Annotated in this window: 19 protein-coding genes; 14 read left to right on the top strand and 5 right to left on the bottom strand. The window is 35.0% G+C overall.

What is annotated here, in order from left to right:
• Positions 1 to 2 precede the first annotated feature (2 nt).
• The 3 genes from lpxB to surE are packed head-to-tail and all read right to left on the bottom strand — an operon-like array spanning position 3 to position 2,180.
• Positions 3 to 1,115 (bottom strand): lipid-A-disaccharide synthase, encoded by a 1,113-nt coding sequence (lpxB, locus tag CDH50_RS01240; protein WP_100610070.1) that lies wholly within the window; start codon positions 1,113 to 1,115, stop codon positions 3 to 5.
• A gap of 11 nt (positions 1,116 to 1,126) precedes the next feature.
• Positions 1,127 to 1,411, bottom strand: a complete 285-nt coding sequence (locus CDH50_RS01235) for a hypothetical protein (protein WP_100610069.1) — start codon at positions 1,409 to 1,411, stop codon at positions 1,127 to 1,129.
• Positions 1,404 to 2,180 carry a 5'/3'-nucleotidase SurE gene (surE, locus tag CDH50_RS01230; protein ID WP_100610068.1) on the bottom strand — a complete coding sequence of 259 codons (777 nt, stop codon included), beginning with the start codon at positions 2,178 to 2,180 and terminating at the stop codon, positions 1,404 to 1,406. Before surE ends, CDH50_RS01235 begins: the two co-directional genes overlap by 8 nt.
• Before the next feature lie 194 nt (positions 2,181 to 2,374).
• Here surE and CDH50_RS01225 point away from each other — a divergent pair, with 194 nt between their 5' ends.
• From CDH50_RS01225 to CDH50_RS01215, 3 genes are all read left to right on the top strand, one after another.
• On the top strand, positions 2,375 to 4,531 hold the full coding sequence (locus CDH50_RS01225; protein WP_232731932.1) for a carboxy terminal-processing peptidase: 2,157 nt from the start codon (positions 2,375 to 2,377) through the stop codon (positions 4,529 to 4,531).
• Between the two features lie 7 nt (positions 4,532 to 4,538).
• The gene (locus CDH50_RS01220; RefSeq protein ID WP_100610067.1) at positions 4,539 to 5,633 is read left to right on the top strand and encodes an ABC transporter permease; all 1,095 of its coding nucleotides are present in this window, start codon (positions 4,539 to 4,541) and stop codon (positions 5,631 to 5,633) included.
• A gap of 112 nt (positions 5,634 to 5,745) precedes the next feature.
• On the top strand, positions 5,746 to 7,170 hold the full coding sequence (locus CDH50_RS01215) for a carboxylesterase/lipase family protein (RefSeq protein ID WP_100610066.1): 1,425 nt from the start codon (positions 5,746 to 5,748) through the stop codon (positions 7,168 to 7,170).
• Between the two features lie 74 nt (positions 7,171 to 7,244).
• Here CDH50_RS01215 and yihA read toward each other — a convergent pair whose 3' ends face one another.
• Together yihA and CDH50_RS01205 are read right to left on the bottom strand one after the other, a co-directional pair.
• Positions 7,245 to 7,850 carry a ribosome biogenesis GTP-binding protein YihA/YsxC gene (gene yihA, locus CDH50_RS01210; RefSeq protein WP_100610065.1) on the bottom strand — a complete coding sequence of 202 codons (606 nt, stop codon included), beginning with the start codon at positions 7,848 to 7,850 and terminating at the stop codon, positions 7,245 to 7,247.
• Between the two features lie 49 nt (positions 7,851 to 7,899).
• Positions 7,900 to 8,664 (bottom strand): alpha/beta fold hydrolase, encoded by a 765-nt coding sequence (locus CDH50_RS01205; RefSeq protein ID WP_100610064.1) that lies wholly within the window; start codon positions 8,662 to 8,664, stop codon positions 7,900 to 7,902.
• Positions 8,665 to 8,956: 292 nt separating this feature from the next.
• On the opposite strand from CDH50_RS01205, the gene mraZ reads away from it, so the two are divergent.
• The 11 genes from mraZ to murC all read left to right on the top strand — a co-directional run bounded on the left by mraZ (position 8,957) and on the right by murC (position 20,779).
• Positions 8,957 to 9,427, top strand: coding sequence for a division/cell wall cluster transcriptional repressor MraZ (mraZ, locus tag CDH50_RS01200; RefSeq protein WP_100610063.1), 471 nt, complete (start codon positions 8,957 to 8,959; stop codon positions 9,425 to 9,427).
• Entirely contained in the window at positions 9,414 to 10,310 is an 897-nt protein-coding gene (gene rsmH, locus CDH50_RS01195) for a 16S rRNA (cytosine(1402)-N(4))-methyltransferase RsmH (protein ID WP_100610062.1), read from the top strand. The genes mraZ and rsmH overlap by 14 nt, the downstream gene beginning before the upstream one ends.
• 24 nt (positions 10,311 to 10,334) lie before the next feature.
• Positions 10,335 to 10,652: an FtsL-like putative cell division protein gene (locus CDH50_RS01190; RefSeq protein ID WP_100610061.1), complete on the top strand. Its 318-nt coding sequence runs from the start codon at positions 10,335 to 10,337 to the stop codon at positions 10,650 to 10,652.
• A gap of 64 nt (positions 10,653 to 10,716) precedes the next feature.
• The gene (locus tag CDH50_RS01185) at positions 10,717 to 12,672 is read left to right on the top strand and encodes a penicillin-binding protein (RefSeq protein WP_100610060.1); all 1,956 of its coding nucleotides are present in this window, start codon (positions 10,717 to 10,719) and stop codon (positions 12,670 to 12,672) included.
• Complete coding sequence (locus tag CDH50_RS01180) at positions 12,669 to 14,132, top strand: UDP-N-acetylmuramoyl-L-alanyl-D-glutamate--2,6-diaminopimelate ligase (RefSeq protein ID WP_100610059.1); 1,464 nt, start codon at positions 12,669 to 12,671, stop codon at positions 14,130 to 14,132. Before CDH50_RS01185 ends, CDH50_RS01180 begins: the two co-directional genes overlap by 4 nt.
• Positions 14,133 to 15,374 carry a phospho-N-acetylmuramoyl-pentapeptide-transferase gene (mraY, locus tag CDH50_RS01175; RefSeq protein WP_100610058.1) on the top strand — a complete coding sequence of 414 codons (1,242 nt, stop codon included), beginning with the start codon at positions 14,133 to 14,135 and terminating at the stop codon, positions 15,372 to 15,374.
• 40 nt (positions 15,375 to 15,414) lie between these two features.
• On the top strand, positions 15,415 to 15,768 hold the full coding sequence (locus CDH50_RS01170) for a four helix bundle protein (protein ID WP_100610057.1): 354 nt from the start codon (positions 15,415 to 15,417) through the stop codon (positions 15,766 to 15,768).
• 14 nt (positions 15,769 to 15,782) lie between these two features.
• Positions 15,783 to 17,114, top strand: coding sequence for a UDP-N-acetylmuramoyl-L-alanine--D-glutamate ligase (murD, locus tag CDH50_RS01165; RefSeq protein WP_100610056.1), 1,332 nt, complete (start codon positions 15,783 to 15,785; stop codon positions 17,112 to 17,114).
• 3 nt (positions 17,115 to 17,117) lie between these two features.
• A complete protein-coding gene (locus CDH50_RS01160) occupies positions 17,118 to 18,314 on the top strand; it encodes an FtsW/RodA/SpoVE family cell cycle protein (RefSeq protein WP_100610055.1) in 1,197 nt (398 codons plus the stop codon).
• Positions 18,315 to 18,320: 6 nt separating this feature from the next.
• Positions 18,321 to 19,430 (top strand): undecaprenyldiphospho-muramoylpentapeptide beta-N-acetylglucosaminyltransferase, encoded by a 1,110-nt coding sequence (gene murG, locus CDH50_RS01155; RefSeq protein ID WP_100610054.1) that lies wholly within the window; start codon positions 18,321 to 18,323, stop codon positions 19,428 to 19,430.
• A complete protein-coding gene (gene murC / locus CDH50_RS01150; RefSeq protein ID WP_100610053.1) occupies positions 19,427 to 20,779 on the top strand; it encodes a UDP-N-acetylmuramate--L-alanine ligase in 1,353 nt (450 codons plus the stop codon). The genes murG and murC overlap by 4 nt, the downstream gene beginning before the upstream one ends.
• Positions 20,780 to 20,788: the final 9 nt, after the last annotated feature.

Below are 20,788 nucleotides of genomic sequence, written 5' to 3'. Positions count from 1 at the left end.
AATTAGGCTTGTAAAGATTTAAAAATTAAATGAGCTGTTTTTGCACTGGCACCTTTGCCACCAAGTTTTTTCTCTAAATCGTAATAATTAACAAAGAATTTGGTTCGTTCATTTGGGTCAAGAATAATATCTAATTCCTTTTTTAAATTTTCGGAATTGAATTCATTTTGGATGAGTTCTTTTACCACTTCTTTGTCCATTATTAAATTCACTAACGAAATAAACTTAAGGGTTATTATTCTTTTGGCAATTTGATAAGAAATATTATTGCCTTTATAGCAAACCACTTGAGGCACTTTAAACAAAGCGGTTTCTAAAGTTGCGGTGCCAGAAGTCACTAAAGCTGCTGTTGAAACACTTAGCAAATCGTAGGTTTTATTAGCGATAAACTTAACGTTTGGAGATTTAATAAATGGAGCATAAAAATCAAAATCTTGGCTAGGGGCACCCGCTATAACAAATTGGTAATTTGGATATTTATCAACCAAACTTAGCATCACAGAAAGCATATTCTTAATTTCCTGTTTGCGGCTTCCCGGTAATAGAGCAATAATGGGTTTTTCGTTTAATTCATGGGCAGCCCTAAATTCGTATTCGTCAACTTGAGTTCTATCGGCAATAGCATCAATTAAAGGGTGGCCAACAAAAGTTACTTTGTAATCATACTTTTTATAGAATGCTTCCACGAAAGGTAAAATAACGTACATGGCATCAATATCCCGTTTTATGGCTTTTACTCTGCTAGCCCGAGACGCCCATACTTGAGGAGAAATATAATAATTGGTTCTGTATTTTTGTTGCTTTGCCCACTTCGCAATGCGTAAATTAAATCCGGAATTATCAATAAAAATGATGACATCGGGATTGTAATTTCTAATATCCGTTTTACATAGCGAAATATCTTTATAGATTTTAGGAAGGTTTTTAATGACTTCGGCAAACCCCATAAATGCACGTTCCTTATAGTGTTTAACCAAAGAGCCACCAACTTGTTGCATGAGGTCACCGCCCCAAAACCTAAAATCAGCATTCACATCTTCTTTTAGTAATGCTTTCATTAGGTTTGAGCCATGTAAATCGCCCGACGCTTCTCCTGCAATAATATAATACTTCATTAATTAAATAATTATAGCATTTTAAATACAAATGTGAAAATAGCAACTAAAATGGTTATTAATAAAACGCCCCTTGCTCTGTAGTCTTGTTTTTTCTTTATAAAAATAAAGAAAGCGATTAAATTTAAAATAGCTCCAAGGCTAATTAGTTTGCCTAAAAAACCTTCTTTGGAGGCATTTTCAATGACGGTTATAAAATCATCACCTTGCCCTAATAATGTTGATACAATAATCAATCCGATGGCATTGGCAATCAACCCCACTAACATGCCGATAAAAATATTTTTTTTAATCATTTAATTCCCAAGAGTTTAAATTTTGTATAAAATGATGCGCTGTTAAATCAAACTGTACAGGCACTAAAGATACATAGCCATTTTCTAAAGCCCATTCATCAGTATCTTCACCGCCATCCAAATTTACAAACTTTCCTGAAAGCCAATAATAATCCTTTCCTTGCGGATTTTTACGTTTATCAAATTCTTCCACCCAATTAGCCTTAGCTTGTCTGCAAACTTTAATGCCTTTAATTTGTTTTTCAGTAAGATTTGGAATGTTCACATTTAGAACGACCCCATTGGGCAGTCCTTGTTTTAAAGCATTTTCGGTTATGGTTTTTACAAAGTTTTTACAAGCCTCAAAATTGGCACTCCAAGCATAATCCAATAATGAAAATCCAATTGCTGGAATACCTTCTATGCCAGCTTCAATGGCAGCACTCATCGTTCCGGAATATATGACGTTTATGGAGGAATTAGAGCCATGGTTAATACCCGAAACGCACAAATCTGGGCGTCTGTCTAAAATCTCTCTAATGGCGAGTTTTACACAATCAGCTGGTGTTCCAGAGCAACTATATTCTTTTTGCGGTCCATCATCAAGAGTTACACGTTCCGCATACAGCATGGAATCGAGGGTTATGGCATGCCCCATGCCACTTTGCGGACTGTCTGGAGCTACTACCACAACATCTCCAAGGGTATTCATTACTTTTATTAAAGTTCTTAAGCCCGGTGCGCTAATGCCATCGTCATTGGTAACTAAAATAAGTGGTTTTTTTGCCATAATGAGGGTTTAATTTTTAGTGTTGCTAAATTACATAAAATCCGATTAACGTTTCAATTTGTTTAGTTTAACAAAAAATTAGTAGCGCATGAGTTTATTGGCATGGTTTTTTCTTTATTTTAGTGAAAAATATAATATGTATTTTTGTAAAAACTAAAATTAGATTAGTTACGTTTTTATAAAAAAGGCATAGAATGAAAATTATGAAAAATATGTTGAAAAGGAATTATAAAGCTTTAGTCTTGTTGTTATTGCTAGCATTTGCTTCTTGCAGTTTCACAACAAAAACGTTTAGTGATCCTGATAAAGATAAGTTGCTTGTACAGGTAATTACATTTGTGTTACAACAGGGACATTTTGATCCCATAGCCATGGACGATACGTTTTCTGAGGAATTGTTTTCAAATTTTTTAGAAAGTTTAGATCCTACTAAACGATATTTCTATGAATCTGATTATAAGGATTTTGAAAAATTTAAAACGACTCTTGATGATCAATTAAAAGTGTCGGACATTACTTTTTTCAATATTACCCATGAGCGATTAATGCAGCGTATTACAGAAGCTAAAGTAATGTACAGTGAAGTGTTGTCAGAGCCTTTTGACTATTCCAAAGAAGAAGCATTTGATACCGATTATGAGAAAAGTCCGTATGCAAAAAATAAGAAAGAGTTGAAAGAGCGTTGGAGGCAACAGCTTAAATTCTCTGCATTATCCTATTATGATGACATCTACACAGAAGAAAAACAGAAAAAAGAAAAAGATGCATCCTATGTCATGAAAACTGAGAGCCAGATAGAAGAAGAGGCTCGAGAAGCAACATTAAAATCTATGGACATTTATTTTAATGACAATTTAGAAGATGTAAAACGAGAAGAGTGGTTTGCTATATACATTGATGCCATTGTTGGAGAGTTCGATCCTCATACTTATTATCTAGCGCCTAAGAACAAAGAAGATTTTGATGAACGTATGTCTGGTAAATTGGAAGGTATTGGGGCTCAATTACAAAAACGTATGGACTATATTAAAATTACAGGTTTAATTTCTGGTGGTCCAGCTTGGCGAAGTAAAGAACTAGAAGTAGAGGATGTTATTTTAAAAGTAAAACAGGAAAACGAAGAATTCCCTGTAGATTTAGTTGGTATGCGTATTAATGATGCCATTAAATATATTAAGGGGCCTAAGGACACCAAAGTAACTTTAACTATTAAGAAAGTAGATGGTACTATTAAAGATGTTACCTTGGTTAGGGATGTGGTAGAAATAAACGAAACCTACGCTAAAGCTTCAGTAGTTAAAAAAGATGGTGTTAAGTTTGGTGTTATAAATCTACCTTCTTTTTATGTTGATTTTGAAGACTATAAAAAATTAAATGCCGCTGCCGATGTGAAACGTGAAATTGAGAATTTAAAAGCAGAAGGCATGCAAGGGCTTATATTGGATTTACGTGATAACGGTGGCGGATCTTTGCCAACTGTGGTAGATATGGCTGGATTATTTATTAAAGATGGCCCTATTGTACAGGTGCGTTCTACGGGAGAACCCAAAGAAGTTTTAAGTGACAGGGATAAGTCCATCACTTGGGACGGTCCTTTAGTAATTTTAGTAAACGAATTATCGGCTTCGGCTTCCGAAATCATGGCTGCTGCTATGCAAGATTATAAAAGAGCCATTATTATAGGTAGTAAACAAACTTATGGGAAAGGGACGGTTCAAAATGTACTAAATCTTAATAATTTGGTTAGAAATAATGCTAGTGGTGATTTAGGAGCTTTGGCATTAACTACACAAAAATATTATAGAATAAGTGGTGGTTCCGTTCAGCTTGAAGGTGTTAAAAGCGATGTGAAAGTACCGGATAAATTTAGTTTTATTGAAGTTGGTGAAAAAGATAAATCGAATGCATTGCCATGGGATGAAATAGATTCAGCAGACTATACCACTTGGGACAATCATTTTGATTATGAAGAAACAATTAGAAAAAGTAATGAGCGTATGGCTAAAAATACCCAGTTAAAGCTGATTGAAGATAATGCTAGATGGGTGAAAAGTCAAATTGACGAAACCGTTTTTCCTTTAAATTATGCAAAATATAAAGAGAGGTTAACTTTAAATGATGAGGAATCAAAACGTTTTGATGAGATGGCCAAATATCAAACGAATTTAACTTTTGAATCACCAGCATACGAAAAAGAATTATTTAAGAATGATACAGGCGGCCTAAAAGAAAAACGTGACAGATGGCATGCTACTTTAAGTCAGGATGTATATATTGAAGAAGCTTTAAATGTTCTTCAAGACTTAAAAACATCGTATAATATTAAAAAAGTAGCTAAAGTAAAAGAATAGCTAAAGCATGAGTCTTACATCACAATCGTTAAAACAATTAGCGCTCCAAAAGTTTAAAAAAAACTTTTGGGGCGTTTTTAGTTTTTGCTTTATTCTTTTAGTTGGGGTGGTTTCTGTATTCGCTTATGTACTGGCTCCAGATAATTCGCAATATGCCAATCAAATGCATTTGTCTATTCATTCCAAAAAGCCTGGATTTACGGTTTCTATGCTTACAATTCCATCTGGGATGGATTTGGATCAAAATGTTTTTGATAAAATTTTCTTTGGAACAAAAAACGCAGATACAGAAATTCCTATTTCAAGTTTCGCCATCAACAAAGATACTTTATCATATACAGAATATGCATCCGATGGTTTGAAAGGGATTGAAAAAGCAATATCTTTAAGTGTGTTCTCAAACAATAATCCTCAAGATTTTATAAAACAAAAAACCTTTCTTTTTGGCACAGATAAATATGGCAGGGATTTGTTGAGCCGAGTGCTTGTTGGTGCTAGAATTTCTTTTTTTATTGGGTTTGTCGCCGTATTTATATCTTTGGTAATTGGTATTTTCATGGGAAGTATCGCAGGGTATTTTGGTGGAAAAATAGATGCTTTTATCATGTGGGTTATAAATGTTACGTGGTCTATACCTACATTATTATTGGTCATTGCTATCACATTGGCATTAGGAAAAGGTTTTTGGCAGGTATTTATAGCTGTGGGGCTTACCATGTGGGTTGAAGTGGCGAGAGTGGTCAGAGGGCAAATAATAAGCGTTAAGGAAATGCAATACGTAACAGCCGCTAGAGCTTTGGGTTTTAACGATTTTAGAATTATAATAAAGCATATTTTGCCCAATATTATGGCGCCTGTAATCGTTATTTCAGCAGCTAATTTTGCTTCAGCCATTTTGGTGGAAAGCGGATTGAGTTTTTTAGGTATTGGCGCCCAACCACCCATGTCTAGTTGGGGTGCTATGATTAAAGACCATTATAATTATATCATTTTAGGAAAACCTTTTTTGGCTATTATACCGGGACTTTGTATTATGAGTTTGGTAATGGCATTTATGTTGATTGGTAATGCGCTTCGTGATGCATTGGATGTGAAAGGATAATGTTCAAATGTTATTTGCATGATGCCAAATAATTGGTATTCTTTTGTTTATTGTTATATTTGATTCACCACATTTTTAAACTAAATATATATTCTAAACTAAACTAATTATTATGAAAAAATCAGCGTTACTCATTTTAGCAGTTTTATCATTGGCATTTGTGTCATGTAAAGAAAAAACTGATTCAAACCCTGTATTAACTATTGAAGGTGGTCAAATTCAAGGTGTGCTAACACCAACCGAAGGCATTGTTGCCTACAAAGGTATTCCTTTTGCTGCACCGCCAGTAGGTGATTTGCGTTGGAAAGAGCCACAACCCGTTATTCCATGGGAAGGGGTTAAAGTTGCAGATGCTTATGGCGATGCTGCGTCTCAACTCACATGGGATCCAGAAAGTTTTTACGGTAAAGAATGGCAGGCTAGTGGTTCTGTTCCGTTTAGTGAAGATTGTCTTTATCTAAATGTTTGGACGCCAGCTGCTGGTAAATTAGATGAAAAGCTTCCAGTGGCTATGTGGATACATGGTGGTGGATATCGTGAAGGTTTTGCTTTTGAACCAGAAATGGATGGTGGTGAAGATTGGGCATCGCGCGGTGTTATTTTAGTAACCGTAACCTATCGTCTTGGAGTGATGGGATTCTTTTCGCACCCCCTTTTATCGGCTGAAAGTCCTAATGGAGTCTCAGGTAATTACGGACTTATGGATCAAGCGGCAGCATTAAAATGGATTAACAAAAACATTGCACAGTTTGGTGGTGACCCAAATAATATTACCATATTTGGTCAGAGTGCCGGAGCAGGGAGTGTACAGTCGTTATGTGCGTCTCCTCAGTCAAAAAACTTAATCAGTAAAGCGATAAGCATGAGTGGTGGCGGTTTAGGTTCAAGACCTGGAACACCACTTGATACAGCTCAAGTGAATAACAAAAAGTTCATGGACTTTTTTGAAAAATCAACCTTAGACGATATGCGTAAGCTGTCTTTTGATGAACTCATAAGTATGTCTCAAAAATATGCAGACACCACAAAAACCCGTGTTGGCTGGAGTCCAGTTATTGATGGCTATTTCTTAAATAATACATTTTCTGATGAAGCATTGGCTAATAACATACCAGACATACCCTATATGATTGGTTTTACTGCCAATGATTTAAGTGATATGACTAAACCAGTGAATGATTTTGCTGCTTTAAGAGCTGAGCAAAGTAGTAAACCTACTTATGCTTATTTGTTCCAACGTCAATTGCCTGGAGATGAAAGTGGCGCATTTCATTCAGCCGATTTATGGTATGTATTCAATTCTTTCAAGCACAGTTGGAGGCCTTTTACATCTGGTGATAAAGCTTTAGCTAATCAAATAGTTGATTATTGGACAAACTTTGCCAAGTTTGGAGATCCCAATGGTAAAGATGGTGGCGCTTGGAAACCTTATACCAAAGACAATCCTGAATTCATGTTATTGGATGTAAATGGTGATAAAGCGGACTTAAAAATGTCAGCAACTCCAGAATTTAAAGGAAATAAATTAAGGAGGTAAGAGCATATAATTTAGATAAAACAAAGGTGATACTCAAAACAGTATCACCTTTTTTCGTTTTGAGAATTCAAAATTTAATGGATTTTCATGTTTCCATTCAACCCGTCAATATAATTTAAAACAGCGTCTTTGCCTATATCGTTCGTGGCGGAAGTAATGAAGTAATTTGGCATATCTTCCCAAGTTTCAAGCATAATGGTTTTATATGCTTCAATATGGTTGTCTATCGCTTTTGGTTTTAGTTTATCAGCTTTAGTAAAAATAATGGAGAAAGGCACGCCGTTTTCGCCAAGCCATTGCATAAATTCCAGATCAATAGTTTGGGGTTCATGCCTGATATCTACTAAGACAAAAGCAGATACCAATTGTTCCCGTAAACCAAAATATTGGGTAATAAATTTTTGAAATGTTTTTTTAGACGACTTAGAAACACGAGCATAACCATAGCCCGGTAAGTCAACCAAATGCCAGTTTTTGTTGATTAAAAAGTGGTTTATTAATTGAGTTTTTCCGGGTTTGCCAGAGGTTTTTGCCAAACTCTTTTTGTTGGTAAGCATGTTTATTAAAGACGATTTGCCTACATTACTTCTGCCAATAAATGCGTATTCTGGGAGCAACGCCTTAGGGCATTTGGCAACATCAGAGTTACTCATAACAAATTCAGCAGATTTAATATCCATGGCTATATAATTTGTGTTTGGTATTTGGGGTTATCTAAATTTTAGATTTTTAATACCCTCTTTTTTGCAACCAGCCATCAAGAATTTGGTTAAATTCATCAGGATGTTCCATCATGGCCGCATGCCCACATTTGTCTATCCAAAATAAGTCGGAATCTGGTAACAAACCATGAAATTCTTCAGCAACTTCTGGCGGGGTTACCGTATCATTTTTCCCCCAAATAATACAGGTTGGAATGGTCATTTTAGGCAAATCTTTAGCCATATTATGCCTAATGGCACTTTTGGCAATGGCTAATGTCTTTATTAATTTATTTCTGTCATTTACTGTTTCGTAAACTTCGTCAACAATCTCTTTTGTAGCTACAGCAGGATCATAAAAAACGTCCTGAGCCTTCTTTTTAATCACTTCGTAATCACCTCTTTTGGTATAGCCTCCACCCATAGCGCTTTCGTAAAGTCCTGAGCTACCTGTAATTATAAGTGCTTTTACCTTTTCTGGGTGTAATTTTGTATGGTATAAACCTATATGGCCTCCTAGAGAATTTCCTAATAAAATAACCTTTTCAAAACCTTTAAATTCTATAAAATCATAAAGGTATTTTGCGAAGTTTTTAACATTGGTTTTAAGAAGGGGTTTGGTATATATAGGTAATTCTGGAACAATAACTTTATAACCTTTACTGCTAAAAAAACTTATAACAGAATCAAAATTACTTAAACCTCCCATTAGACCATGTAAAACAATAATAGGAGTGCCTTCTCCAGCTTCAATATAGCTGTAGTTTTTTTCTTTTTTTAAACGATGCGTCATTAAACAGTTAGTCCTTTTCGTTAAAAAACAAATATAGTTATTTCATTGATATTTCAGCAAGTTTAATTGATTCTCAAAAAAATACTTTAAATAGATATTAACAGTGGATTTGATTTAAAAATATAGTAATCTAATAATTTGATAGTAAGTGCATAGTGAGATTTAGGGCATATTAACCTCGATAAAAGGAGTGTTCATGTAAAAATTATTAACAAAGTGGTATAAAGTGGTAAAATGTGGTAAAATTTTCAATATATTTGAAACTTAAACCCCAAAAAGGAAAAAAAACGGTTTGAATTCATTAATAGGCACATACGATTGTAAAGTAGATATCAAAGGGCGACTTATGTTGCCTTCTGGCATTAAAAAGCAATTGTCTTCTATTTTGGAAAATGGATTTGTGCTTAGACGGTCGGTATTTCAGCCTTGTTTAGAGTTATATCCTATGGAAGAGTGGCAGCTCTTAATGCAGAAAATGAACAAACTGAACAAGTTTAAGAAAAAGAACAACGATTTCATTCGTCGTTTTAGTGCCGGGGCTAAGATTGTTGAGATTGATGCCAATGGACGTTTGCTCATCCCTAAAGACTTAACGGTATTTGCTGGTATAACAAAGGATGTAGTGATTTCGCCTTCCATAAACATCATTGAGATTTGGGATAAAGATAAGTATGAACAAGCTATTGATGATGCGACTGGAGATTTCGCGGATTTAGCTGAAGAAGTAATGGGACAAGATGATGACGATCATGGAATATCATAACCCTGTTTTACTTAAAGAGGCTGTTGATGGGTTGAACATTAAAGAAGGCGGCATTTATGTAGATGTCACTTTTGGTGGTGGTGGACATAGTAAGGAAATATTAAAACGACTTGGTGAACATGGGCGATTGTTCGCTTTTGATCAAGACGAAGACGCTCTTAAAAATACAATTGAAGATAGTAGGTTTAAGCTGATTCATGAAAATTTTAGACACATAAAACGGTTTTTAAAGTTTTATAGAGTCAATAAAGTGGATGGTATTTTAGCTGACTTTGGGGTGTCATCTCATCAATTTGATGTGGCAGAACGCGGATTTTCAACGCGTTTTGATGCAGATTTAGACATGAGAATGAATCAGAAAAACACTTTGTCTGCTTATAATGTGGTCAATGATTACGAAGAGCAAAAGTTGAAGCAAGTGTTTTGGCAATATGGTGAGTTAAGAGCAGCCCCCGCTATGGCAAAACTTATTGTGGAGCATAGAGCTGTAGAAAAAATTGTAACCAGTACCCAATTAAAAGACGTTCTTAAAAAGTTTTTGCCACCAAAACATGAGAATAAAGTGTTGGCTCAAATTTATCAAGCGATTAGGATTGAGGTAAATCAAGAAATAGAAGCCTTAAAAGAGTTTTTGGAACAAACGCCAGATTTATTAAATCCAAGTGGACGCTTGAGTTTTATATCGTATCACTCATTAGAAGACAGATTGGTAAAAAGGTTTATAAGAAGTGGCTTATTTGAAGGAGAGCCAGAACGGGATGTATTTGGAAAGTTCGAAGTGCCATTAAAAAAAGTAAGTGGTTTAATAGTGCCATCAGAAGAAGAAATTAAAAATAATAATAGAGCAAGAAGTGCCAAACTTCGCATTGCGGAAAAATTATAACATTTCTAATTTTTACAATAAGGAATGAAAAAAAACATCTATAGCATATTAAAAGGAACATTTCTGGTTAATGATGACTCTTTTAAGAATTGGCGTTTTATCATTTTTATTTCAGGTCTAGCACTTATCATGATTGCAAGTTCCCACAGTGCAGACAAAAAGGTCTATAAGATTGCGCGTTTGGACAATGAAGCAAAAGAAATGCGTTCGGCTTTTGTAGATGGTAGGTCGAAATTAATGCGGTTAAAAATGGAATCTGAGATAGCCAATAAGATGAAAGAAAAAGGCTTGTCACAATCTGTAATTCCACCAAAAAAAATAAAAGTTAAATCCCAAAATTAAAGTTCGAAAGTTGGCAATAAACGAAAAGAACATATTAAACCGATTGTATTTTATAGCAGGATGTATGTTCATCTTCGGGCTTGGTGTTGTTTTTAAATTAGTAAATATCCAATTTGTAGATGGCGAAAAATACAGGGCTATGGCAAGTCAGCGTATCGTAAAGGATTTTGTGATTCCATCTAACCGGGGTAATGTGTATTCGGTAGATGGTAATCTGTTGGCAACCTCTATTCCTAAATACGACATCCGTTTTGATGCGATAACCCCGTCTAATAAAAATTTTGAAAAGTATTTAAACCCGTTAAGCGATTCACTTTCTAAATATTCAGGTAAGCCTTCAGAATATTATAAGAATGAACTTAGAAAAGCCAGAGCAAATAAAAGCAGGTATTATCTATTGGCTAGAAATATTAGTTATTCAGATTATATACGCATCAGGAATTTCCCTTTATTAAACCTTGGCGCATTTAGAGGAGGTCTTGTTGTGGAGCAAACCACAAAACGCGAACATCCAATGGGTGGCATTGCGCAACGTTCCATTGGTTATGAGCGGTTTGATGATGAAGGCAATGTAACCAGGGCGGGTATAGATGGTGCTTATGGTGTGCAATATTTAAGAGGAAAAGATGGGCGTAGAACCAAACAACAAATAGGCAAAGGCCAATGGAAACCAATAAGTGATGCAAACGAAATTGAGCCACAGGATGGCTATGATGTATATACAACCATAAACATAAATATTCAGGATATTGCGCACCATGCATTGTTAGAACAATTAGAAAAGTATAAAGCAGATCATGGTTGTGTGATAGTTATGGAAACCAAAACCGGAGAAATTCGAGCCATTTCAAATTTAGGAAGAAATAGTGATGGCTATTATTATGAACGGCGGAATTACGCTATAGGTGAAAGTCATGAGTCTGGTTCTACATTCAAATTGATGGCACTTACCGCAGCTTTAGAGGATAAAGTAGTAGACACTAGTGATGTGGTTGACACCGAAAAAGGTATTATTTCTTTTTATGGAAAGAAAGTGCGCGATTCACATGAAGGTGGCTATGGTAAAATCACCTTGTCGAAAGCTTTTGAAGTGTCATCAAACACAGGTATTGTAAAAGCCATAGATAAGGCGTATCGAAATCAACCCTCAAAATTTGTTGATAGATTGTATGCCATGAACCTAAATAATAAGTTAGATATTCCCTTTATAGGAGAACCCAAGCCAATCATTCCAGACCCAAGGATAAAGAACGGGCGTTGGAGCGGTATCGCACTTCAATGGATGGCTTATGGTTATGGTGTATCGTTTACTCCTTTGCAAACATTGACATTTTATAACGCCATTGCTAATGGGGGCGAAATGGTAAGACCACAATTTTTAAAGGAAGTTAAGGAGTTTGATAAAACCATTGTGCCTTTTAAAAAAGAGGTCATCAATAAACAAATCTGTTCTGAGGAAACCGTAGCAAAAGTTAAGCAATTACTTAAAAATGTTGTAGAGAAAGATCATGGTACGGGTCACAGATTGTATTCGGAAAATTTTTCTATGGCAGGCAAAACAGGGACTTGCCAAAAGGATTATGCTAAAAAAGATAAAATAAACTACATATCATCATTTGCTGGGTTTTTCCCAGCGGATAACCCTAAATATTCATGCATTGTTGTCATTCATGAGCCCGATAAAAGTGTTGGTTATTATGGAGCCGATGTATCTGGTCCCGTATTCAAAAAAATAGCTCAAAAAATATTTACGGACACGCCTATTGTTGATGAGGTAAAATCTTTGGTAGTTAAAAATGCATCTGCCGAAAAGGAATTTGAAAGCTACTATGCGGCAGCACAAACCTACAAAACGGTGATGCCAAATGTTGTTGGTTTGCCAGCAATGGATGCTATTTCATTGTTGGAAAACATGGGGCTTAAAGTAAAGTTAAATGGTTCTGGAATCGTTAAAAAACAGTCGCTTACATCTGGGCAAAAAGTAAATAAAAATCAAACTGTTGTTTTAGAGGTATCATGATAGCACTAAAAGACATATTGTATAAAGTCACTCTAAACGCTGTGGTCGGTAACACAAGTGTAGCCATTAATGCTATTGATTTCAACTCGAAAAACATTACAAAAAATGATGTGTTTGTTGCGATTAAAGGCAGTGTTGCTGACGGGCATAAATATATCGATTCAGCCATTAAACAAGGTGCAGTTGCGGTGATTTGTGAAACCTTGCCTGATGAATTAGTTACAGGAGTAACCTATGTGGAAGTTGATAGTTCCAGTAAGGCATTGGCTATTATGGCTTCCAATTATTACGAAGAACCTTCGGCTAATTTAAAACTGGTTGGTGTAACAGGAACTAATGGAAAAACAACCATTGCAACCTTATTGTATCAATTATTTAAAAATGCTGGGTACAAAGTCGGCTTGCTTTCAACCGTAAAAATATTAGTCGATACTAAAGAATATAAAGCAACCCATACGACGCCAGATTCTTTGACTATTAACAAGTACTTACAGGAAATGAATGAAGCTGGCGTGGAATTTTGCTTTATGGAGGTGAGTTCACATGGGATCCATCAGCATAGAACGGAAGGTCTGCATTTTGAAGGAGGTATTTTTACCAATTTAACCCATGATCATTTGGATTATCATAACACGTTTGCAGAATATAGAGATGTTAAAAAATCATTTTTTGATGGTCTTCCTGCGAAAGCCTTTGCACTTGTAAATATTGACGATAAAAATGGCTTGGTCATGCTTCAAAACACCAAGTCTAGAAAATATACCTATGCTTTAAAAAGCTATGCGGATTATAAAGCGCAAATTTTAGAAAATCAATTAGGTGGATTATTATTAAAGTTGAATGAAAGTGAAGTTTGGACTCGCCTTATAGGAAACTTTAATGCCTATAATGTACTGGCTATTTATGCTACAGCAGAATTATTGGGACTAGAAAAAGTTGAAATTCTCCGATTAATAAGTGGTTTGGAAAGCGTTAGTGGGCGGTTTCAGTATTTTATTTCGGCTGAAAAAATAACGGCTATTGTCGATTATGCCCATACACCCGATGCTTTAAAAAATGTATTGGAAACCATCAATAGCATTCGTACAAATAATGAAGAATTAATCACGGTTGTGGGTTGTGGTGGCGATAGGGATAAAACCAAGCGACCTGTTATGGGGCAAATAGCTTCGGCATTAAGTACCAAGGTTATTTTTACAAGTGATAATCCAAGAAGTGAAGAGCCAGAAGCTATTATCAAAGAGATAGAACAAGGCGTAGAACCGCAACATTTTAAAAAGGCTCTTTCCATTACAGATAGAAGTCAAGCTATTAAAGCAGCTTGTCAAATGGCACAGCCGAACGATATTATTTTAATTGCGGGCAAAGGTCATGAAACCTATCAAGAAATTAAAGGAGAGCGTTTCGATTTCGATGATTATAAAACAGTTCAAGAATTTTTAAAACAATTACAAAAATAAATGCTGTATTACTTATTTGAATATTTAGAAAAACAATTCCAGCTTCCTGGAGCATCGCTTTTTGGTTTTATAACCTTTAGGGCAGCATTGGCAATGATTTTATCATTGCTTATTTCTACTATTTATGGTAAACGGATTATTAATTTTTTAAGAAGAAAACAATTAGGAGAAACCATCAGGGATTTAGGCCTGGAAGGTCAAAAAGAAAAAGCAGGAACACCAACCATGGGTGGTATCATCATCATTTTAGCCACGTTAATTCCTGTGTTTTTGTTAGCAAAATTAGACAACACGTATATCATTTTGTTGGTAGTTACAACACTTTGGATGGGGACTATTGGTTTTATAGACGATTACATTAAAAAATTCAAAAACGATAAAGAAGGTTTAAAAGGTAAGTTTAAAGTATTAGGGCAAGTAGGTCTAGGGATTATTGTTGGAGCCACTTTGTATTTTAATCCGAATGTCACTATTAAAGAGAAATTACCTCTTGAGGTACAACGGCAGATGCTTGCGGCTGACCCAAATATTTCTGCTTCAGCGTTTTTTGAGGAAGAACAAAAGTCAACTAAAACAACCATACCGTTTGTTAAAGGAAATGAATTTGATTACGCTGATATCATCACTTGGATAAGTCCGAAATTAAATGATTATGGTTGGGCTATATTCATTATTATCTCAATTTTTATTATTACTGCTGTGTCAAACGGTGCCAATTTAACAGATGGTATTGATGGTCTGGCAGCTGGGACTTCGGCAATTGTAGTGCTTACTCTAGGGATTTTCGCCTGGGTATCGGGTAACATTATCTTCTCTGATTATTTGAATATCATGTACATTCCAAGGGTAGAGGAAATAACCATATATATCGCAGCTTTTGTAGGTGCGCTTATTGGATTTCTTTGGTATAATGCCTATCCGGCTCAAGTATTTATGGGTGATACGGGTAGTTTAACTATCGGTGGTATTATAGCGGTTATAGCTATTGCGGTTAGAAAAGAATGGTTGGTTCCTGTGTTATGCGGTATTTTTTTAGCGGAAAATCTATCAGTGGTCATGCAGGTGAGCTATTTCAAATATACCAAGAAGAAATATGGTGAAGGGCGGAGAATTTTCAAAATGTCACCGCTGCATCATCACTATCAAAAATCAGGATATCATGAAAGTAAAATAGTCACTCGTTTTTGGATAGTTAGCATTTTACTAGCCATTATATCGATAGTAACGTTGAAAATTAGATAAGCTAATTTACGATATACGATTTTAGATATACGATTTAGGAATGAAGGAAATATTAAAAAATAGAACTAAGAAATTTGCAGCAGACTGCTGGAGGTTATGTGCAAAGTTTCCGGTTTCTAGAGAGTATAATGCCTATTGTAACCAATTAATTAGGTGTTCAAGTTCAGTAGGAGCTAACTATAGAGCAGCTTCTAGAGCAAAGTCGGATGCTGACTTCATTAATAAATTGAAAATTGTAGAGGAAGAAGCAGATGAAAGCATGTATTTCTTGGAGTTGTTACTTGAAGTAGGTGAAGTTGAATTTAATGAAACGGAAAGGTTACATAAAGAGGCTAATGAAATATTATCAATAGTTGTTGCTTCGATTAAAACGATGAGAAATCGTAAATCGTAATTCTAAAATTGTAAATGAAGAGATTAGTCATATTAGGAGGAGGCGAAAGCGGTGTTGGAACAGCACTTTTGGGAAAGGAAAAAGGCTTTGATGTTTTCATTTCCGATAAGGGAAAAATTAAAGAAAAATATAAAGAAGTTCTTATACATAATGAGATTGAATGGGAAGATGAAAAACATTCTGAAGAAAAAATTCTGAACGCTGATTTAGTTATGAAAAGCCCAGGAATTCCAGATAAAGCACCTTTGGTAAAGACCATTCGTGAAAAAGGGATTTTATTGGTTTCTGAAATTGAATTCGCTGCCAAATATACCAATGCAACCATTGTTGGAATAACTGGAAGTAATGGAAAAACCACCACAGCAACGTTGGCGCACCATATTTTAAAACAAGAATTGGAAGTGGGCTTGGCAGGGAATATTGGCGACAGTTTTGCAAAACAGATTTTAGAGAAGGATTATCCAAATTATGTTTTGGAAATAAGCAGTTTTCAATTAGATGATATTATAGATTTTAAACCGCACATTGCAGTAATAACCAACATAACACCCGATCATTTAGATAGATATGATTACAAGTTTGAAAACTACATCGCTTCTAAATTTAGGATCACAATGAATCAAACTAAAGATGATTATTTGATATATGATGGCGATGATGAAGTCATAAATAATCACCTAAAGGAACACCCAATTCAATCAAAATTATTGCCTTTTTCATTAACAAAAATCATTGAAAATGGCGCGTATTTAAAAGATAATAACATAATAATAACGATAGACAATAACCAAATAATTATGCCAACAACAAATCTAGCATTAGAAGGTAAGCACAATATTAAAAATGCCATGGCTGCATCAACAGCTGCCCATTTATTGAAAATAAGAAAGCAAACTATTAGGGAATGTTTGGAGAATTTTCAAGGTGTGGAGCATCGATTGGAGCATGTGCTGAAAATTAATAAAGTGCAGTACATCAACGATTCTAAAGCTACTAATGTCAATTCTACTTACTATGCCTTAGAAAGCATGGATACGCCAACGGTTTGGATTGTTGGGGGTGTAGATAAAGGCAATAATTATGAGGAATTGTTCCCATTTGTTAATGAAAAAGTAAAGGCCATTATTTGTTTGGGTGTTGATAATGAGAAGCTGTTTAACACATTTGGCAATATGGTTGATATTATTGTGGAGACACAATTTATGAGCGAAGCTGTAAAAATAGCTTACAAAATAGCTGAGGCTGGAGATACGGTGTTGTTATCGCCTGCTTGTGCGAGTTTCGATTTGTTTGAAAATTACGAAGATAGAGGGCGTCAATTTAAAAATGCCGTTAGAAATTTATAAAAGATGTTAAAAGCACTATTTGAAAATATAAAAGGAGACAGGCTTATTTGGGCCATCGTTGCTTTATTGGCAATTTTGTCCTTTTTGCCTGTTTATAGTGCTTCCAGTGATTTGGCTTACGATAGAGGAGAAGGCAATACATTCGTGTTCTTTGTAAAGCATTTTATGCATCTGTTTTTAGGCTTCGGGATTATTTATGGTGTGCATAAAATTCCGTACCGATATTTTAGAGGGTTGTCTTTAGTCATGATGCCAGTTGTACTGGTTTTATTGGTTATAACCATGATGCAAGGCACCGTTATGGGTGGTGCGAGTGCGAGTAGATGGATTCAAATACCTATTGTTGGCATGTCGTTTCAAACATCAACCTTTGCTTTAGTGGTGCTTATGGTATATGTGGCACGTTATATGTCGAAAATAAAAGATAAGGAAATAACATTTACGTCAACCATCATTCCGCTTTGGATACCCGTTTTCTTTGTGTTAGCATTGATATTGCCATCAAATTTTTCAACAGCGGCTATTATATTTTTAATGGTGATGATATTAGTGTTTATTGGTGGATATCCTATAAAATATTTAGGAGTTATTATAGGTTTTGGACTCATTGCTTTAGTGCTTTTTGTGATGGTTGCAAAATTAACAACTGGACCCTTAAACGTGAAAGTAACTACTTGGGAAAACAGGATTTTAAATTATGCCAATGATGAAGATACCGAAGCCGACTATCAAATAGAAAAAGCAAAAATTGCCATTGCCTCAGGAGGTATTCAAGGTTTAGGGCCAGGTAAAAGTATTCAGAAGAATTTTTTGCCACAATCATCATCCGATTTCATTTTCGCCATCATTATTGAAGAATATGGACTCATTGGAGGTGTTGTTTTGGTAGTATTATATCTGTGGTTATTATTCAGAATTGTCATTGTCGCCCAAAAATCAGATACGGTATTTGGTAAACTTTTGGTTTTAGGGGTTGGTTTGCCCATCATTTTTCAGGCATTAATAAATATGGGAGTAGCGGTGGAATTGTTTCCCGTTACGGGACAAACACTTCCGCTAATTAGTAGTGGAGGAACGTCCATTTGGATGACGTGTTTGGCAATAGGTATCATTTTGAGCGTGAGCGCCAAACGAGAAGAGATTAAGGAACAAGAATATATGGAAGAGAATCCGTTAGAAATTCTGTCGGAAACAATTTAAGAATATATGACAAATAACAAAACATATAAAATCATTCTTTCAGGGGGCGGTACCGGCGGTCACATATACCCAGCCATTGCCATTGCTAACGAATTAAAATCCCGTTTTCCTGATGCAGAGTTTTTATTTGTTGGGGCCCAAGATAGAATGGAAATGGAAAAAGTGCCACAAGCTGGTTATAAAATCAAAGGTTTGTGGATTTCTGGTATTCAGCGAAAGCTAACCATGAAAAATTTGATGTTTCCTTTTAAATTGATTAGTAGTTTATTGAAAGCTAGACGTATTATAAATGAGTTTAAACCAGATGTGGTTATTGGAACAGGTGGTTTTGCAAGTGGGCCATTATTAAATATTGCGGCTTCTAAAAAAATACCAACTCTTATTCAAGAACAAAATTCATATCCTGGAATAACTAATAAATTATTAGGAAAAAAAGTAAATAGAATATGTGTGGCTTATGATGGTTTGGAACGTTTTTTTCCGAAAGATAAAATCATAAAAACTGGTAATCCCTTGCGCAAAGGATTGTTGGATATTGATACAAAAACGGTGGAAGCTAAAGATTTTTTCAATTTAAAACATGGTAAACATACGCTTTTGGTTTTAGGTGGAAGTTTAGGTGCTAGACGAATCAATCAATTGATAGAAAGTAAATTGGACTTTCTAAGCACCCAAAATGTTCAGGTTATTTGGCAATGTGGTAAGCTATATTATCAGCAATATAAAATTTACGGTAACACAAAAAATGTGCAGGTCTATGAGTTTTTAAACAATATGGATTTTGCATATGCGGCGGCAGATATTGTGATTTCTAGAGCTGGTGCTATTTCGGTTTCAGAATTATGTATGGTAGGTAAGCCAGTGATTTTCATTCCATCACCAAATGTTGCCGAAGACCATCAAACAAAAAATGCCATGGCGCTTGTAGATAAAGATGCAGCTATAATAATTAAAGAAGAAGATTTGGATGCCGATTTTGAGAATAAATTTTCTCAGCTTATAGTATCTTCAGAGAAACAAAAGCAATTAGGAAAAAATATTAAAGAACTAGCGTTGGTAAATGCAACAAATGAAATTGTAGATGAAGTTGTAAAATTACTTGAAGGAAAAAAATGAATCTAAACACTATACATAACGTTTATTTTATCGGCATAGGCGGCATAGGCATGAGCGCGCTTGCTAGATATTTTAAAGCCAACAAAAAGCAAGTTGCAGGTTATGACAAAACACCAACAGATATTACAAATGATTTAACAGATTTAGGTATCCAAATTCATTTTGAAGATGCTGTTGAAAATATTGAATTATCATTTTTAAATCCAGAGACCACTTTCGTGGTTTATACACCCGCCATTCCTAAAAACCATTCTGAATTACAATATTTTATAGATAACGGATTTAATGTTTTAAAACGTTCTCAAATTTTAGGATTAATCACCGAGAACACATTTTGTTTGGCTGTTGCTGGTACACATGGCAAAACAACCACAACAAGTATTCTTGGGCATTTAATGAAGGAATGTAACGTTCCGTTAACTGCTTTTTTAGGAGGCATTAGTGAAAATTATAATTCTAATTTGATTTTAAACGGAACAGAGGTTTCGGTTGTTGAAGCAGATGAATTTGATCGTTCATTCTTAACCTTATCACCAAACATTGCTTGCATCACTTCTATGGATGCCGATCATTTGGATATTTATGGAAACGCGGAAGCTTTAAAGGAATCGTTTGTTGCTTTTTCAAAACGAGTTAAGGAAGGTGGAAAATTATTTGTTAAAAACGGATTGCCCATAAAAGGTATTACCTATGGTATTGAAGATGATTCAGATTATACTATTCAAAATATAAAAATAGAAAACGGCACCTATGTTTTTGATGTGAAGACGCCAAAAACAGTGCTAGAAAATTTAAAATTTAACCTGCCTGGTAGACATAATCTGTCGAATGCATTAATAGCCTTGGCGATGTCTGTAGAATATGGTTGCCCGCACCAACAGCTCGCCAAAGCTTTAGCATCTTACAAAGGGGTTAAAAGACGATTTACATATCAAATAAAAACAGAAAATCTGGTTTATATTGATGATTATGCACATCATCCAGAAGAAATTAATGCCGTGCACCAAGCGGTCGCGGAAATGTATCCTGATAAAAAAGTGTTGGCTGTTTTTCAACCGCATTTATTCAGTAGAACACGAGATTTTATAGACGATTTTGCCAAAAGTTTATCACAGTTTGATGAAGTATTATTATTGGATATTTATCCTGCAAGGGAACTTCCCATTGAAGGTGTAACCTCAGAATGGTTGTTAAGTAAAATAAATAATAACAATAAACAATTAGTTAGTAAAGCTGAACTAATTTCCAAAATACAAGAAAGTCACGCCCAGGTCATTTTAACGATTGGGGCAGGTGATATCGGTGAAGAAGTAAAACAAATTAAAAAAGAATTAAGCGTTGCGAGTTAACTGGAATTA

Source organism: Confluentibacter lentus (assembly GCF_002806995.1).
GTDB lineage: Bacteria > Bacteroidota > Bacteroidia > Flavobacteriales > Flavobacteriaceae > Confluentibacter > Confluentibacter lentus.
The sequence above is the reverse complement of the archived record's forward strand: the minus strand, read 5'-3'. Positions and strand labels throughout refer to the sequence as shown.

Coding starts and splice junctions, on each gene's coding strand:
- lpxB (WP_100610070.1), bottom strand. CDS start 1,115: ATGAAGTATTATATTATTGCAGGAGAAGCGTCGGGCGATTTACATGGC.
- CDH50_RS01235 (WP_100610069.1), bottom strand. CDS start 1,411: ATGATTAAAAAAAATATTTTTATCGGCATGTTAGTGGGGTTGATTGCC.
- surE (WP_100610068.1), bottom strand. CDS start 2,180: ATGGCAAAAAAACCACTTATTTTAGTTACCAATGACGATGGCATTAGC.
- CDH50_RS01225 (WP_232731932.1), top strand. CDS start 2,375: ATGAAAATTATGAAAAATATGTTGAAAAGGAATTATAAAGCTTTAGTC.
- CDH50_RS01220 (WP_100610067.1), top strand. CDS start 4,539: ATGAGTCTTACATCACAATCGTTAAAACAATTAGCGCTCCAAAAGTTT.
- CDH50_RS01215 (WP_100610066.1), top strand. CDS start 5,746: ATGAAAAAATCAGCGTTACTCATTTTAGCAGTTTTATCATTGGCATTT.
- yihA (WP_100610065.1), bottom strand. CDS start 7,850: ATGGATATTAAATCTGCTGAATTTGTTATGAGTAACTCTGATGTTGCC.
- CDH50_RS01205 (WP_100610064.1), bottom strand. CDS start 8,664: ATGACGCATCGTTTAAAAAAAGAAAAAAACTACAGCTATATTGAAGCT.
- rsmH (WP_100610062.1), top strand. CDS start 9,414: ATGGAATATCATAACCCTGTTTTACTTAAAGAGGCTGTTGATGGGTTG.
- CDH50_RS01190 (WP_100610061.1), top strand. CDS start 10,335: ATGAAAAAAAACATCTATAGCATATTAAAAGGAACATTTCTGGTTAAT.
- CDH50_RS01185 (WP_100610060.1), top strand. CDS start 10,717: ATGTTCATCTTCGGGCTTGGTGTTGTTTTTAAATTAGTAAATATCCAA.
- CDH50_RS01180 (WP_100610059.1), top strand. CDS start 12,669: ATGATAGCACTAAAAGACATATTGTATAAAGTCACTCTAAACGCTGTG.
- mraY (WP_100610058.1), top strand. CDS start 14,133: ATGCTGTATTACTTATTTGAATATTTAGAAAAACAATTCCAGCTTCCT.
- CDH50_RS01170 (WP_100610057.1), top strand. CDS start 15,415: ATGAAGGAAATATTAAAAAATAGAACTAAGAAATTTGCAGCAGACTGC.
- murD (WP_100610056.1), top strand. CDS start 15,783: ATGAAGAGATTAGTCATATTAGGAGGAGGCGAAAGCGGTGTTGGAACA.
- CDH50_RS01160 (WP_100610055.1), top strand. CDS start 17,118: ATGTTAAAAGCACTATTTGAAAATATAAAAGGAGACAGGCTTATTTGG.
- murG (WP_100610054.1), top strand. CDS start 18,321: ATGACAAATAACAAAACATATAAAATCATTCTTTCAGGGGGCGGTACC.
- murC (WP_100610053.1), top strand. CDS start 19,427: ATGAATCTAAACACTATACATAACGTTTATTTTATCGGCATAGGCGGC.